Origin of the sequence: Polaribacter reichenbachii (genome assembly GCF_001975665.1) — a bacterium.
GTDB classification, from domain to species: Bacteria; Bacteroidota; Bacteroidia; order Flavobacteriales; family Flavobacteriaceae; genus Polaribacter; species Polaribacter reichenbachii.
On sequence record NZ_CP019419.1, the window covers coordinates 622,871 to 639,850 of the forward strand.

Annotated in this window: 14 protein-coding genes; 8 read left to right on the top strand and 6 right to left on the bottom strand. The window is 29.4% G+C overall.

Features of this window, described 5'->3' with window-relative positions; translation table 11 throughout:
* Positions 1–11 precede the first annotated feature (11 nt).
* Both BW723_RS02735 and BW723_RS02740 read left to right on the top strand, forming a co-directional pair.
* A complete protein-coding gene (locus BW723_RS02735; protein ID WP_068362635.1) occupies positions 12–2,423 on the top strand; it encodes a TonB-dependent receptor in 2,412 nt (803 codons plus the stop codon).
* Positions 2,424–2,443: 20 nt separating this feature from the next.
* On the top strand, positions 2,444–3,808 hold the full coding sequence (locus BW723_RS02740; protein ID WP_068362631.1) for a hypothetical protein: 1,365 nt from the start codon (positions 2,444–2,446) through the stop codon (positions 3,806–3,808).
* 210 nt (positions 3,809–4,018) lie between these two features.
* On the opposite strand, the gene BW723_RS02745 is transcribed toward BW723_RS02740, so the two are convergent.
* The 6 genes from BW723_RS02745 to BW723_RS02770 all read right to left on the bottom strand — a co-directional run bounded on the left by BW723_RS02745 (position 4,019) and on the right by BW723_RS02770 (position 9,665).
* Entirely contained in the window at positions 4,019–4,744 is a 726-nt protein-coding gene (locus tag BW723_RS02745) for a metallophosphoesterase family protein (RefSeq protein ID WP_068362630.1), read from the bottom strand.
* Between the two features lie 69 nt (positions 4,745–4,813).
* Positions 4,814–6,091, bottom strand: coding sequence for a BamA/TamA family outer membrane protein (locus tag BW723_RS02750; RefSeq protein ID WP_068362627.1), 1,278 nt, complete (start codon positions 6,089–6,091; stop codon positions 4,814–4,816).
* The gene (locus BW723_RS02755) at positions 6,091–6,834 is read right to left on the bottom strand and encodes a hypothetical protein (RefSeq protein ID WP_068362624.1); all 744 of its coding nucleotides are present in this window, start codon (positions 6,832–6,834) and stop codon (positions 6,091–6,093) included. Before BW723_RS02755 ends, BW723_RS02750 begins: the two co-directional genes overlap by 1 nt.
* Before the next feature lie 8 nt (positions 6,835–6,842).
* Positions 6,843–7,676, bottom strand: coding sequence for a universal stress protein (locus BW723_RS02760; protein WP_068362622.1), 834 nt, complete (start codon positions 7,674–7,676; stop codon positions 6,843–6,845).
* 79 nt (positions 7,677–7,755) lie between these two features.
* Positions 7,756–8,757 (bottom strand): glycoside hydrolase family 113, encoded by a 1,002-nt coding sequence (locus tag BW723_RS02765; RefSeq protein ID WP_068362619.1) that lies wholly within the window; start codon positions 8,755–8,757, stop codon positions 7,756–7,758.
* A 26-nt stretch (positions 8,758–8,783) separates the two neighbouring features.
* Positions 8,784–9,665, bottom strand: coding sequence for a transporter family protein (locus BW723_RS02770; protein ID WP_068362615.1), 882 nt, complete (start codon positions 9,663–9,665; stop codon positions 8,784–8,786).
* A gap of 172 nt (positions 9,666–9,837) precedes the next feature.
* On the opposite strand from BW723_RS02770, the gene BW723_RS02775 reads away from it, so the two are divergent.
* From BW723_RS02775 to BW723_RS02800, 6 genes are read left to right on the top strand one after another with little or no spacing between them, the layout of a single operon-like run.
* Positions 9,838–11,187 carry an NAD(P)/FAD-dependent oxidoreductase gene (locus BW723_RS02775; RefSeq protein WP_068362611.1) on the top strand — a complete coding sequence of 450 codons (1,350 nt, stop codon included), beginning with the start codon at positions 9,838–9,840 and terminating at the stop codon, positions 11,185–11,187.
* 46 nt (positions 11,188–11,233) lie between these two features.
* Positions 11,234–12,853 (top strand): 4Fe-4S binding protein, encoded by a 1,620-nt coding sequence (locus tag BW723_RS02780; RefSeq protein ID WP_068362607.1) that lies wholly within the window; start codon positions 11,234–11,236, stop codon positions 12,851–12,853.
* Positions 12,854–12,910: 57 nt separating this feature from the next.
* Complete coding sequence (locus tag BW723_RS02785; RefSeq protein ID WP_068362604.1) at positions 12,911–13,396, top strand: toxin-antitoxin system YwqK family antitoxin; 486 nt, start codon at positions 12,911–12,913, stop codon at positions 13,394–13,396.
* Entirely contained in the window at positions 13,397–14,089 is a 693-nt protein-coding gene (locus tag BW723_RS02790; protein WP_068362600.1) for a glycosyltransferase family 2 protein, read from the top strand.
* A complete protein-coding gene (locus BW723_RS02795) occupies positions 14,089–15,579 on the top strand; it encodes a cellulose synthase family protein (protein ID WP_068362596.1) in 1,491 nt (496 codons plus the stop codon). Before BW723_RS02790 ends, BW723_RS02795 begins: the two co-directional genes overlap by 1 nt.
* Positions 15,579–16,946 (top strand): MptA/MptB family glycosyltransferase, encoded by a 1,368-nt coding sequence (locus BW723_RS02800; protein WP_068362593.1) that lies wholly within the window; start codon positions 15,579–15,581, stop codon positions 16,944–16,946. Before BW723_RS02795 ends, BW723_RS02800 begins: the two co-directional genes overlap by 1 nt.
* Positions 16,947–16,980: the final 34 nt, after the last annotated feature.

Here is a 16,980-nt window from a genome sequence, read left to right on the forward strand (position 1 = left end):
AAAAATAACGAATGCCTTTTATAAGAATCTACATATTTTTCTTTTTATCGTTTACTGCTTTTGGTCAAACAGGAGATTTTTACGGAAAAATTAAATTTAATAATAACGAGCCAGCAATCGGAGCTTTTATTATGGTAAAAGGGGCTAATTTCTACAAAGAAATCAGTAGTGATATTGATGGGGGGTTTTATTTAAAAAAGGTGCCTTTTGGCAAATATTCTTTCGTAATCCATTCTTTAAATTCAGTACCAAAAACCATCAACGTTACTTTAAATTCAAAAAAGAAAGTTCTTAATATTACTTTAGATTTTAAAGACAATGCGTTAGATGAAGTAAAAATTACCTCTAAAACAGAAGAAACTAAAAAAGAAACACAAGGATTTGCAGTAAATGTTATAAAGACAAAAGAAGCTAGTCTTAGAAACATTCAAACTAACGAATTACTTAACACAACAGTTGGTGTTAAAATAAGACAAAATGGAGGTTTAGGTTCTGATGTTAATTATAGTTTAAATGGTTTATCTGGTAATGCTGTACGAATATTTATAGACGGAATTCCAAGTTCTATGTATGGTTCTTCTTTTAACCTAAACAGTATTCCTGCTTCAATGATTAAAAATATTGAAGTTTATAAAGGTGTAGTTCCTGGGCATTTAGCAGATGATGCTTTAGGAGGAGCAATTAATATTATTCTTAATAATGATGCAAAAACTAATTTAAACGCTTCTGTTTCTTACGGATCTTTTAATACACTGCAAGCAAACGTAAATGGATTATATCGATTTAAAGAATCTGGTTTTACTATAAAATCTTCAATCTTTCATAATTATTCTGATAACAATTACAAAGTTTCTGGTAGAAGTATCGTAACCACAGGTTTAGGAGGTGTACAAACACCAATTACTGCAAAAAGGTTTAATGATGCTTATAGATCTACTGGGGGTATGGCTCAAATAGGATTTACAAATGTTAAATGGGCAGACCAATTTTTAATTGGTTTAACGGGTTCTGATGATTATAAAGAAGTGCAACACGGCGCTTTCATGACCATTACACCTTATAAAGGTCGATTTTTAGAATCTGATGCATTGGTAGCCAACTTAATTTATCAAAAGAAAAACTTTATCACAAAAGGATTAGATGTAAACATAAACGGTTTATATGGAAATAGAAATCGTGTTGTTAATGATACTGTTGCTGCAGCTTATAGTTGGAATGGAGAAAGAGCTATCGATTTTAGAGGAGACATTTTTGATTACACTTGGGGTTCTCAACAAGAAGGTGGTCCTACATTAGCTACCATAGAGAGAAAAGTTGCCTCTATTAGAACAGGATTATCTTATGCAATTAATAATAATCACAAGGTTTTAGTAAATCACGTGTATAGTGGCACTGATAGAACAGATAGTGATGTTTTAGTTTCTTTATTAGAAAACACATTTAAAGGAACTAGAAATCTTTACAAAAACATTTATTCTTTAACTTATGAGTTAACTGCTTTTGAAGATAAATTAAAGGCAAATATTTTCGGTAAACATTATCAACAGGAAACTGTTAGTATTGATCCTGAAATAATCACAAATTCTAACGGGATTAATGAAATTGTAGATGATATAATTAGTAGTAATAAAAAACATAATGGCTATGGATTTGCGCTTTCTTATGAACTTTCTCCTAAAACTACATTATTAGCATCAGCAGAAAAAGCAATTCGTTTACCTGATGAAACAGAAGTTTTTGGTAATGATGGAGACAATGTTGTAGCAAACCCAACTATAAATCCAGAGCAAAGTAACAATTATAACTTAGGTTTCAGGTTTGGTAATTTTAACTTCAACAATCATAATTTTACGATTTCTACAAACTTATTTACAAGAAATATTAAAGACAGAATTGGTTTACCTATAGAAACTTCTTTTAATGTAGATGATGAATTAATCGTCTATGTAAACCAAGGTAGTGGAACATCTAAAGGATTTGACGCACAATTAAATTATAATTACAACAATAATTTCGGATTAAACTTTAATATATCTCGTTTCGATTTAAAGATTAAAAATAACGGTGTAGAAATAGATGTACCAAACACTCCTTTCTTTACTATGAATGGTAGTTTACGCTATTCTTTTAAAAACTTAATTCAACAAAATTCTCGATTAAATCTATTTTACTCAATCTATTTCACAGATGAATTTTCATACCTAACTCCACAAGGATCAAATACTGTTGGTAATGATTTTTTTGAAGTTCCTACACAATTGTCACAAGATTTAGGACTTAGTTATGCATTTCCAAACAAGAAACTAGTAGCGAGTTTCGATATAAAAAACATTTTTGACAAACCTGTTTATGATAATCTATCTGTACAAAAACCAGGTAGAGCTTTTTACCTAAAATTAAATTACACAATAAATAAATTTTAACCATTCAAAATACAATCAAAATGAAACTTAATTTTTTAAATCTAAAATCTTTAGCAATACTTACCCTTGGTATAAGTGTACTAACAGCTTGTAGCGATGACGATATTAATGAAACAGTAGATCCTGTAGATCCAATTTCTGAATCTAGATGGATTACAATTGCAGGAGCAAAAATGGGAGATAATCCTGGAGATGGTAATGGAGGAACCTTAATTTACGCTGTAAGTAAAGAAGATGCTAAAGACCCATCTGTATCTATAAATCCTTTTGAAAACGGATTTATTGCACCTTCTAACAGAACTGCTAGATTACAAGCATCAGAAGATGGTAACACAATTTTTAATATTTCTTATGCTGGTGATACTGGTGGAAACTATACGAAATATACTGTAGAAGGCGGACAAACTTTTACACAAACTGGTACAGAAATTAGTATTGCTCCTTATGTTGGTACTGCTCCAAGATGGATAAAATTATTTGATGGCGACCAAACAGGTTCTGCTGTTTACGTATCTACAGAACACCAAGTAAATGATAATGGAACTCCAGATGATGTTTCAGATGATGTTTACACTCATACAGAAGCTACAATTGGTGTAGTTACTTTAGATTTGGTAAATTCTGCAATTAATAATTTTCAAGAACATGTTGTTGCATTAAGTGCAGAAGAAGAAGCTAATGGTTATTATATTTCTAGAATAGATATGCCTACTTTAAATGCTGCAGGAAATAAATTATATATTGGTGCACGTTTAAGCAAAGTAAATCCTGCAACTGTAGAAAGCGATAGCGGTTACGAAATTTTAGGTTCTAAAACAATTGTATTAGATTATCCTTCTTTATTAAACCCAACTGTAATTACATCTACTGTTGGTCATGGAAACACAAACGGATACAGAAGTATTAATGCTTTTGAATATAATGGAAGTGTTTACCAAGCGAACCAAAGTGATCCAGAAGGTTCTCATATTTTAAAAATTGATGCAAATAATGAATATGATAATTCTTATGATTTTAACCTAGATGATGCATTAGGCGTACAAGGTGCTTATATACTTGCTTGGAGACCGGCTGCAAATGGTAAAGCTGTATTAGCTTATCGTCATGAAGGTTCTGCAGATGGTGTTGCAGGTGCTCAAGGCTTTTTTGCTTTAGTAGATTTAAATGCTAAAACAGCAGTAAAAATTGATGCAATTCCTTATGATCCTGATTTTTACTTATTCCAATACCAAGGTTTTGCTGTAGATGGTAATGAAATTTACTTAACACAGGCTCCTGTTGGCCAAAATGGAAATATTTATGTAGTTGATACAGAAACTGGTACTGTAACTAAAGGTGCTGAGTTAGTAAACGCAGAAGGAAGTCACTTTATTGGTGCTTGGTAAACTGTAATAACAAAATATAAAAAGAGGCGTAAATTAAATTTTACGCCTCTTTTGTTTTATGAATAAATCTTCTATTTTAGTAAAGTAAAAAGCTAGCAAACAAGTTTAGCCCTGATTGAACGACTTGTTTGAGCTCTTTTTGTTTTTCACAAAAAAGCGAGTAGTGAAAGCAGGAAATAGCTACAAAAAAAAATCTTTATATTAATGATACTAATTTCTACCTTTTTCATCAGGATATAATCCTGGCAAATTATCGCTTTGAAAATAAGCTTTTGTATCTATATTTATTCCTGTAATTTTTCCTTTAAAAGCAGCTCCAGTATCTATATTCCAAAGATTGGCAATGTTTACAGGAGTTGGAATTCCGTAATTTGTTGTTGGTGTATGGCCAATATAAATTTCCTTATAATGTTGCAATCTCTTAGGATAAAACGAAGTGTCTTTTGCAATCTTTTGATCCATTGCCAAAGTCATTTCCCAAAGTGTTCTATCTAAACAAAATGTTTTTTGAAATGGTTCCTTTTCTACACCGTGCATAGATGTAAAACCTGCATGTAAAAACAGTCTATTTTCATCATCTAAATGATACATCGTCATATTTTCGAAAAAAGTAAGGTGTTCATTTTTTTCTGCTATAGAAAAATCGTTATAACTCTCCATTGTTTCTTTGCCTCCATGCATATACCAAGAAGGATTTACGGTATCGTTTTTAAGCCAATCTTCGCACCAAACATCATGGTTTCCTTTTATAAAAACGCAGTCTATTATTTTAGATAAATCTATTAAAGTTTCTACAACTTGTGCAGACTCGCTCCAACCATCTACATAATCTCCCATAAAAATAACCTTATCTCCATCTTTGAGTTCTAATTGATTTAACACTTGAGTTAGTGCTCTTAAACCTCCATGAATATCGCCAATTGCAAATGTTCTCATTGTAAATTTTTAGTTAAGCAAAACTAACTGCTTATTTGTAAATCGAAAATAATTGATATTAAATAATTATTAAAAATATTGACCAATACCAAAAACTAAACCTCCTTTAGATTGCCCTGTATGATTTAAAATACTAAAACCATAATCTATTCTAAAGGTTGCATTGTATATTTTTTTGCTGATAAAACGTAAGCCAACCCCAGAATAAATTCTGATGATTTCTTTCTTAAAAAAGTCATTTAACTTACCTCCGGGCGTTCTCCAAGCTCCTAAATCTGTAAAAATATTAGTCTGAATTGCCAACCAGTTTTTATCGTAAACTGTATGCCTGTATTCTGAGTTTAGTACAAAACTACCTGTACCTCTATCTACCAAAATACCTACACCTCTTAAATTTAAGTTATTGTCTAAAGCAAAAGGTGCAAAAGGAGTATTTTCATTAGAAGACAAGCCTAATCGCAATCTATTTGCCCAATTACCTTTATCTCCAATTCTTTTGTAATAAAAGAAATCGTTCCAAAAAATATAAAAATCATTCTGAAAATCGTTTTCTGTGAGCACAAATTGTGCATACAACACACTTTTAAAACCACTTACATATTGATAAAAATAGTCTAAACTATTGTAAGCATACACCATTTTAAACAGCATTTTATTTAAATTTAATTGCTTAGGAATTGATGGATCTGTGACACCAGATAAATATTGATACTTTTCTTTAAATAAATTTACGCCAAAATTAATCTCGTTTTTTAGGTTAATTTGATATAAACCCAAAGCTTCAAAAGAAATATTATTATAAAGGTAATTTGCAGATTGCTGTCCAAAATAAAGTGGTTCTTCACTTTTCCAGTTTTGATGATTTAAAGCCAAACCCCATTTTTTAGAAAACAGATTTGGGGCTCTAAAATTTATAGCATAAGAATCGAAACCATTATTTTGATAAAAACCACCAAAGGTGATGTTTTTGCCTAAAAAATTATAATCGTACAAACCTAATTTATACGAAAACTGGTTATTTGTAGCTGTCCAAAGGTTTATGTTTGGTAGTATTGTATAATTTTCATCGATATGAATAGAAACATTGTAACCTTTTTTATCTGCAGTAAACACCCGATAATGTGCATTACTAATTGCTGGTAATCTTTTTAGGAGAACAATATCATTTTGAAGTATAATTGAATCTAATTGTTGCTCTTCTTTAGTGGCTAAGATTGATTTTAAAAAAGGAACATCAGTTTTTTTTGCACCTTCTATTTTTATAGCTACAATTTGTTTTTCTTGTGAAAAAACATCCGCAGAAAATTCGATAAAAAGTAAAAAAAAGAGAATAATTCTCAAGGTCATTATTGAGCCGTAAACTGGTTTTGTATTACCAAATTTACCCAATTATCTTCACTTACAGCCATTAAAGTAAAACTATAGGTATTATCTACAACTAAATTTTCTGGAGTTACTGTATTTATATTTAATACTACATTGCTTGTATCGTAAAATTGAAAGTAGTTATCGTAAGTGTAAGTGCCTGAAATAAATTCATCATCTTCATCAGAAATTACTTGAAAAAAGATTGCATTATCTGTAGTACCAAATTCAGACCAAGTGAATTTTGGCATAGTACTTTCTGTTTGATCTATGGTTACTTCTTCTTCCCAAATTGTAGAACTCGTTTCATTTTTTAAACGAATAGGATTTGATTTATGCAATTTACCATTCGTTAAAAAAGTAACAATACACCAAGCTTCTTCTGAGTCTGATCGTGAAAATTTTTCTAATTTTCCGCCAAAAACATCGCTAGAAGTTAATAATTCTCTTCTATAATTAGAGAAATCTTTTTCATCTACATCTGTACTTTCGGTTTCAAAATATTTAATTTCTGTTGCTCCTTCTATAGGATAATAAAAAATATTAGTTAAACTCGTATTATTATCTTCACTAGCAGCACAAGCAATTACTTCGTCTAATTCTCTATTGGTATTCGCATTTATATATTCTTCTAAATTTCTTGGTGTTGTAATATCATTATCTTCTGAACAAGAAAAAAACAACAAACTACTAATAAGTATAAAAAGAATAGCGTTTAACTTCATATTAAATATTACATTTTAAATGTCATAATAGGTAAGTTGGCATGATTAGAAACATCTTCTGAAATACTACCAGAAAAAAGATGTGCCAAACCTGTTCTACCATGTGTTATTAATGTTATTAAATCTGCACCTGCTGCGTTAGAATAGCTTAAAATACCTTCTTCTATAGATTTTGCACTAAAGTAATTAACATTAATTAACCTATCTATATTGCCTTCTGCTTTCATTAAAAAATTATTTGCTAAGGCATCCATTTCTGGGGTAGTTTTAAAGTTTTCGTTTGGTAAATTTACGTACAATAAGTGTTTTTTTGCATCTAAAAATTCTAAAGTTTTTAGCATTTTCTTATACGCAGGAATCGATTCTTCAGAAAAATCGGTTGCAAAAACAATATTTGTAAAATCTACATCGTTCAATTCGTTTTTAATAACCAATACTGGCACTTCTGAGTGTCTTATTACTTTTTCTGTGTTAGAACCTGTAAAAAATTCTTTAAGACCGGTTGCACCTTGAGATCCCATAATAATTAAATCGGCATTTATCTCTTTTGCTATTTCATTTATTTCGCTAAAAACTTTGTAATGTTTTACAACTGGCACCACATTTACTTCATTTAAAAAGTCTTTTTGTAAAAAATCTTTAAACTTTTTTTCTGCCATTTTTAAAAAAAATACTGCTTTTTCCTGACTAAATTCTGGGCTTTGAGATAAACTAATTTCTTGTAAATCTAACATATGTAATGCATAAATAACTACATCTGTTTTTTTAGAAAGAAGTGCTGCTGCTTTTAATGCGTGTTCAGAATGGCTAGAAAAATCTACAGGTACAATAATTTTTTTCATAATGGTCTATTTAATATTACTGTGGCAAATATAAATTTGATATCTATTTTATTTTAAGATATATATCATATTTATGAAATTAATTATTATATAATTCTCTTAAAAGTGATTCTGCGGGTTTATTTTGTGGTGTAAATCTGTTATTTTCTACTCCACCGACCATTTCGTGCCTATGAAACCACTTCCACACAAAACCACCAGCAAACCATTCTTCTTTCCAAAATTGATTGTGTATTGCTTGTAAGCCATTGGCTTGTGCTTCTAAATTTACACTGCCTTGCATTCTATTAAATTCCCAAGGGCGTCTGCCAGTAAAATCTATACTTCTATAACCAAACTCTGTAAATAAAACAGGTTTCTTATTTTTTTCTTGAACCCTTCTGATCTCTTCTTTATGTACTTTCCATCCATTTTCAAAATCAGCAACAGTTGGTGATTTTTTTTCTGACAAAGGAAAATAAGCATCAATACCAATAAAATCTAATTGTTGCCAAAAAGGCAATCTTTTATATTCGTCCCAATTTGCTGCGTATGTAAGTTTACCTTTGTAAACTTCTCTAATTTCTTTAATTAATTGTAGCCAGTATTTTGGTCTGTTTATTACAAACTCTTCTAATTCTGTACCAATACAAAGAATTTCTGCATTAATATTTTGGGCAGCTTTGGCATACGTTAAAATGTAATCTCTGTAAGAATTTTCTAAAATAATCCAATTTTCTTCTGAATTTGCTTTTAAATCGCCTGTAAAACCACCTCTTCTCATCCATAAATGAGGTTTTATCATAATTTTTACATCAACTTTTTGAAACTCTTTAGCATATTGAAACAGCCCATTTTCTGATTCGCCAAACCATTCTCTGTTGGTATTAAACTCCACTTTAGGAATATCGATATTTCGAATAAAACTGTAAGGCATTAAAGCTACATAATTACCTTTCGTTTTTAAAACAGGTTTTATATGATTAATGTTTATAGAATCTCTTGATGCTACAAAACTTAATCCATTAATTTTTTTTGATTGACTTGTGCAAGACAATTGCAAAAAGACGAGTGCTATTAAAAAGAGATTTTTTGTTTTCATAAATCCCTTAAAAATAGTTCTTTTTACTAAAACAATGCTCTTAAACCAATGTTAAAACTTTGTCCTAAGCCAGTATCATTACCTCTCACAAACTTACTGTACAAAATTTCTAAGTTTAAAGTGTCTGTTAATTGATATTTACCTCCAAAACCTACAGAAGAAAAATCTTGAGTAAAATCTCCAAAACGTTGATAATGTTGTACAAAACCTAAAATTGTAGATTTATCACTCGGAAAATAACTCATAAATAATCCTGGTGCTAAAACCACTGTTTTATTAGCAAAACTGTTATCATCACCAAAATTATATTCTGTATTTAACTCTGTAAATAATTGCCAATTACCACTTGGTAAAGTATAATCGTAGAAAAAACGATTCTGAAAAGTATAAGCAGTTTGATCTAAATAAACACCATTTGCATCAGTTTCGTTATCTATTAAAGGAATATGAAAAGCACTTTGTATCGAAAAATTACCAATACTTTTTATAGGCTGCCATTTTAAAGCTGGTGCAAAAGAAGACAAACCATTTCTAGAATTAGCATCACTAGCAAAATTAAAGACAGAAGTAGCACTTTTACCATTATTTGTATTCGATCTGTATTCTAACAATAAACCGATATTCAATCTGTTATTATCAGAAACTCCTGTAAAAACATCTATGGTAGATGTAAAGTAATTTTCTCTTAATTTATCTGCTTTTATTCCATTATTTGTGGCTTTAGTTTCTGTATATAGATTGTTAAAAAACTTAATATCCCATTGTTCTTTGTTTAATAATTTTGATGGTGTGTAAGTTTGAATATTACTAGTTTTTGCTGAATTTAACTCATTATTTTCTTGAGCAACTATTGTAAAATTTACAAGAAAAAAGAAAGCTACTAAAATTTTGAAATTACTATTTTTCATTTTGGTTGATTTTAATTTGTTTTCGATAAATATTACAACATCAGTCTTATCATTTTTTGAATGCTTACAGTTTTCAATTATTACTCATTATTTATATTGGTTCTAAATTAGATTCCCCAATTAAGTTATTAACTTTAGCTTCGACATAAATTCAAGAATCAATCATCAAACTATGGAACACATTGTTATTATTGGAAATGGAATTTCTGGTGTTACTGCTGCAAGACATATCAGAAAAAATTCTGATAAAAAAATTACCATAATTTCTGCAGAAACCAAATACTTTTTTTCGAGAACTGCTTTAATGTACATTTATATGGGGCATATGAAATTTGAACATACGCAACCTTATGAAAATTGGTTTTGGGACAAAAATAACATCAACTTAAAAGAAGGTTTTGTTTCTAAAATTAATACTGATGATAAAACTTTAGAATTTAAAGATGCTTCTACACTTTCTTATGATAAATTAATTATTGCAACTGGTTCTAAACCGAATAAATTTGGTTGGCCAGGTCAAGATTTAGATGGTGTTCTGGGTATGTATCACAAGCAAGATTTAGAGAATTTAGAAAAATTTGCTCCTAATAATGAAGTTTGTAAAAGAGCTGTAATTGTTGGTGGAGGATTAATAGGTATTGAATTGGCAGAAATGCTAAGAAGTAGAAAAATACCTGTTACATTTTTAGTAAGAGAAGCTAGTTTTTGGAACGGAGTTTTACCCGCTCAAGAATCTGAAATGATTAACAAACACATTCAAGAACATCATATAGATTTACGTTTAAGCACCAATTTAAAAGAAATAAAATCTGATGAAAATGGGAAAGTTAAATCGATAATTATTGAAGAAACTGGCGAAGAAATTCCTTGTAATGTTGTTGGTTTAACTGCTGGTGTAACACCAAATATCGATTTTATAAAAGATTCAGGAATTGAAACTAAAAAAGGCGTTTTAGTCAATCGTTTTTTAGAAACTAATATTGCTGATGTTTATGCAATTGGTGATTGTGCAGAACAATATGAAGCTATTGGTCAAAGAAGAAATATTGAGGCAGTTTGGTACACAGGAAGAATGATGGGAGAAACTTTAGCCCAAACTATTTGTAATAAAAAAACAGCTTATAAGCCTGGGCATTGGTTTAATTCTGCTAAGTTTTTAGACATTGAATACCAAACCTATGGATGGGTTTTTAGTGAAAGAAACAAGAAAGAAAACGAAGCTTATTTTCAATGGCAACATCCTAAAGAAAATATTTGCATTACCATTTCTTTTGATAAAAATACGCATCAATTTCTAGGGATAAATACTTTTGGAATTCGAATGCGACACGAAATTTTTGATCGTTGGCTAAATGAAAATCAGACTATAGAACACGTTTTAGAATTTCTAAAGGATGCCAATTTTGATCCTGAATTTTATACGCTATATGAAGCTGATATTGTGGCTAAATTCAATAAAGAACATCAAACAAACATCAAAATAAAAAAGAAAAGTTGGAAACGAATTTTCGCAAGAGCTTAATATCAAAAGAAACTAATTTATCCAACTAAAAAACAAAAACAATATTTTGAAATTCATAAAACATACAGGTTTAGTAATCTTTTTAATAGGATTATTCATTTTTACAGCATCTATTTTTACCGGTAATTTTTCACTTACGCAACAAGAATTAGATACTTATATTACTGAAAAAGGGTATAAAAGTGAAATTATAAAACAAGAATTAACCAAAGCAATTGTAGATAAAAATCTTAATATTTTTGAGTTTTCTACTCAAGCTAGAAATGCTTTTGAAGCTTCTAATAATTATTATGATGCATTAATTGCGAAATATAATTCAGAAAAAAACTGGACAAAAAAGGGAGAACAATATCAATATAAAATCTTTGGAAAACCACATACGTTAAGCTATGAAATTGCTAAAAAAGCAGGTAGTGGTTTTGTAAAAGAAAACTCAGGTTTATTATGGTTTTTAACTTTTGGTTTGGGTATAATTGGTGCTTTGTTATTTATACTGCCAAATTTGATTCTTTTAGGAAAACCAGGTATTAAAAATGATGGAATTTACTTAGAATCATCTACAAACAGAGGTTGGATTGCTTGGTTAGTTTTAGTGTATTTAGTAGTTTTTTACTTAGTACTATATTTTAGACCTGATTATGTTGTGAATTGGACCTTTATTCTAGATCCTATTAGTAAAGCTCTTAATGGTGGCCCAGCTTCTCAATGGTTTGTTTATGGATTTTTGTATTGTACAATTATGCTCGTTATGGGTGTAAGAATGTACATAAAATACAGGCACAATAAATATCAAATTATTAGAACAACATCTGTATTGTTTTTTCAAATTGTGTTTGCATTTTTAATTCCAGAAATTATGACCAGCTTAAATATGCCTGGTTACGATTTTAAAAATGCCTTTCCTTTAGATTATGACTTTTTCTTTGAATGGAATTTAAAAAGTTTAACCAAAAGCGGAGGAATAGGTATTTTTATTCTAGTTTGGGGAATTGTATTAACCTTAGTAATTGTGCCTGTTATGGTATATTTCTTTGGTAAAAGATGGTATTGTTCTTGGGTTTGTGGTTGCGGTGGTTTAGCAGAAACTTTAGGAGATCCTTACAGACAACATTCAAATAAAAGTTTGAATGCATGGAAATTAGAAAGATGGTTAATTCATTCTGTATTAGCATTCTCTTTACTAATGACAATAGTTACTCTGTATTGTTATTTTTCTGGAACATCTTCTTTTCTAGGAATTAACTCTCAATGGATAAAAGATACCTATAGTTTTTTAATTGGTGCTTGGTTTGCGGGTGTAATTGGTACTGGCTTCTACCCTATTTTTGGTAATAGAGTTTGGTGTAGATTTGGCTGCCCATTAGCTGCTTATTTAGGTATGGTACAACGTTTTAAATCAAGATTTAGAATTACTACAAATGGTGGGCAATGTATTTCTTGTGGTAACTGTTCTACCTATTGTGAACAAGGAATTGATGTTAGAGCTTACGCACAAAAAGGAGAAAATATTGTTCGTTCTAGTTGTGTGGGTTGTGGAATTTGTTCTGCTGTTTGCCCAAGAGGGGTTTTAAAATTAGAAAATGGCCCTGAAGAAGGTAGAATAAATCCTACTGATGTTTTATTAGGTAATGATGTTGATTTAATGAAATTGATAAACAAAAAATAATAGCTCAATTATAAATTATACTTTTTTACATAAATCACGAATTAAAAAAATTAAGAAATGAAATTTGCGCAATCGTGGTATATCATTTTTATTTTATTGATCAATTTTAAATTTTCTGCTCAAAAAACTTATCAAAAAGAATATTTTAAAAACGGAAACCTTAAACAAGAAGGCTGGCTTTTTAATGAAAAAAAAGTTGATTATTGGAAGTTTTATTACAAAAATGGTAACATAAGAGAAGAAGGTCGTTATAAAAATGGAAAAAAAGTAAAATATTGGTACTTTTACAGCGTGAACGCAATTCCTGAAAAAGAAGGCCATTTTAAAATGGGTTCGCAAAACGATTGGTGGTTGTTTTATGATAAAAAAGGAAACGTAAATCATAAATGCCAACTTAAAAACAATAAAAAAAACGGATACTGTTTGATTTACAAAAAGAACAAACTTATAAAAGCTTCTAAATTTAAAGGTGGCAAAAAAATAAAAGAATGGACAGATTTTTCATCTTTTAGAAAAGAGAATAATCTAAACGACTTAAGATAAATGCAACCAGTTATAAAAGTAATTATTCCTGCTTATAATGAGCAAGATTCTATAGGTTCTGTTATAAAAGACATTCCTAAAATTGTTGATGAAATTATTGTTGTAAACAACAATTCTGCAGACAATACTGTTTTAAATGCAGAAAAAGCAGGTGCAACTGTTTTAACCGAAACTAAAAAAGGCTATGGTTATGCTTGTTTAAAAGGTATGGATTACATCAGCAAACAAAAAATAAAACCAGAAATTATTGTTTTTTTAGATGGCGATTATTCAGATTATCCTGAGCAATTATTAGAGATTGTTGCGCCTATTATTAATGATAATATCGATTTTGTAGTGGGGGCTAGAGTAAAAAACCTTAGAGAAGAAGGTTCAATGACCCCTCAACAAGTTTTTGGTAATTGGTTAGCTACATTTTTAATGAAACAATTTTTTGGTGCTAAATTTTCTGATCTAGGTCCTTTTAGAGCCATAAAATATGATAAACTATTAGCACTTAATATGGTCGATAAAACTTACGGTTGGACAGTTGAAATGCAACTAAAAGTCTTAAAACAAAAGTTAAGCTATGTAGAAATCCCTGTAAAATATAGAAACAGAATTGGTGTCTCAAAAGTTTCAGGTACAGTAAAAGGTACTATCTTTGCAGGAATTAAAATTTTAAGTTGGATTTTTAAATACAGTTTTAAATAATGGTTCTAGAATATATAATAATAATTATCTACTCTATTAGTTTGTTGCTTATTTTTATGTACGCTATAGCGCAACTAAACCTTTTAGTAAACTATTTAAAAAACAGAAATAAAGAAGACAACGCTACTCAATTCGATTTTAATAATCCCGAAGAAATTCCATTTGTAACCATTCAATTACCCGTTTATAACGAGTTATACGTTATGGAACGATTGTTAAAAAATATTGCAAAAATTGATTATCCAAAAGAAAAATTAGAAATACAAGTTCTAGATGATTCTACTGATGAATCTGTAGAAATGACTGCTAAACTTGTTGCTGATATTCAAAAAAAGGGTTTAGACATTCAACATATTAGAAGAAGCAATCGTAAAGGTTTTAAAGCTGGTGCATTAAAAGAAGGTTTAGAAATTGCAAAAGGTGAATATATTGCTATTTTTGATGCTGATTTTTTACCAAAAACAGATTGGTTAAAGCAAACTGTACCTTATTTTAAAAATCCAGAAATTGGAGTTGTACAAACAAGATGGGGTCATATTAATAGAGATTATTCTACGCTTACTAAAATTCAGGCTTTTGCTTTAGATGCACATTTTACCTTAGAACAAGTAGGTAGAAATAGCAAAGGACACTTCATTAACTTTAATGGAACAGCTGGTATTTGGCGTAAAGAAACTATTTACGATGCTGGTAATTGGGAAGGTGATACACTTACAGAAGATTTAGATTTAAGTTATAGAGCACAATTAAAAAACTGGAAGTTTAAATATTTAGAAAAAGTAGAAACACCAGCAGAATTACCAGTTGTAATTAGCGCTGCAAGATCTCAGCAATTTAGATGGAACAAAGGTGGTGCAGAGAATTTTCAGAAAATGATAAAACGAATTATCACCAATAAAAATTCTTCTTTTAAAACCAAAATTCATAGTATGCTGCATTTGCTAAACAGCTCTATGTTTACGTGTATTTTATTAGTTGCCATTTTAAGTATACCAATGCTATACATTAAAAATGAATATGCTCATTTAAAAATTTACTTTTATGTAATGAGCTTTTTTGTGGTGAGCACTCTTATATTTTTTACTTGTTATTGGTTTATGTATAAAAATATTTATGGTGGTGGCTTTAAACGATTTATTAGATATATAGGCGCATTTTTTACGTTTTTCTCAATAGCAATGGGTTTTTCTTTACACAATACAATTGCAGTTTTAGAAGGGCATTTTGGTAAAAAAAGTGAGTTTGTAAGAACACCAAAATTCAACATTAAAAATTTAAAAGATGGTTGGAAAAACAATAAATACATTAAAAAGAAACCTTCTGTACACGTAATTTTAGAAGGCTTACTATCTTTATACTTTGTATTTGGTATGTATAGCGCATTTGTGGTTGGAGATCAAGGAGGTGATTTTGGTCTATTCCCTTTCCATTTTATGCTTTTTGTAGGTTTTTCTTATGTTTTCTTTAAGTCGATATTTTCTAAAGCTTAGTGTCTTTTCTTAAAAAATATCAGCATATTATATTGATTGCTATCAGTATTGTCCTGTATTTTTTCTTTGCCTATTTTTTAGAAAGAACTCAATTTAATATTTTAGTTCTCTTGTGGTTTTCTCTCTTCGGATGTTTTTATCTGTTGATGAAAACCAACAAAATATCATTTTCTAATTTAGTTGGTATTTCAATTATTTTTAGGTTGATATTCTTGTTTGCAATCCCGAATTTATCACAAGATTTTTACAGGTTTATTTGGGATGGAAGAATGATTTTAGAAGGATTAAATCCGTATTTATCATTACCAGAAACCTTTATTCAACAAAACAATTATCCAATTGCAGAAGCTGCTGAATTGTATTCTGGAATGGGCGAATTAAATGGTAGTCATTATACCAATTATCCACCTTTAAATCAGCTTTGTTTTTTAATTGCAGCCATTTTTTCTAGCAAAAGTATTTTTGGATCTGTTATCGTTTTAAGAGTATTAATTATTCTTGCTGATCTAGGGATTTTATATTTTGGTAAAAAGCTATTAGAAAAGATAAACCTACCTATAAAAAATATTTTTTGGTATGTTTTAAACCCTTTCATCATTATAGAAATGACAGGGAATTTACATTTTGAACCAGTAATGTTATTCTTCTTTATTTTTGGAATGTATCAAATACATCAACAAAAATGGATTTGGGCTGCAATACTAATTGGTTGCTCTATTTCTGTAAAATTAATTCCATTATTGTTTTTACCTCTATTTTTTCAGTGGTTTGTGAATCAAAAAAAGACCTCACAGGTTTCTAAAACCTGTGAGGTCTTGAAATTATTAGGTTTTTATCTAATTATTATATTGACAGTTATCATTTTATTCCTTCCTTTTTTATCATCAGAATTACTATCCAATTACTCCAAGTCTGTAGGTTTATGGTTTGGTAAATTTGAATTTAATGCCAGCTTTTATTACATTTTTAGAGAAATTGGCTACCTATTTAGAGGTTATAACGAAATTGCAATTATTGGTAAAATCACACCAATTCTAACCATTCTATTTTTACTTTTCCTAACATTTTTCAGAAAAAACAGCGACATAAAACAGTTATTTACAGTAATGTTATTTAGCTTGTGTTTTTATTATTTTACTTCAACAACAGTTCATCCTTGGTATTTAGCTACGCCAATTATTTTATCCGTTTTTACGAAATATAAATTCTCTGTGGTTTGGAGTTTATTTATCATTTTAAGTTACCAAGCATATGCAAATAATCCTTGGCAAGAAAATTTGTGGTTTGTAGCACTTGAGTATATTATCGTTTTATCATATTTATTTTATGAAATAGTGAATAAAACCTCGAAAAAAAATTACATTTAATATTTTTTTAAAATGTGGGTGAACAATAATTTTA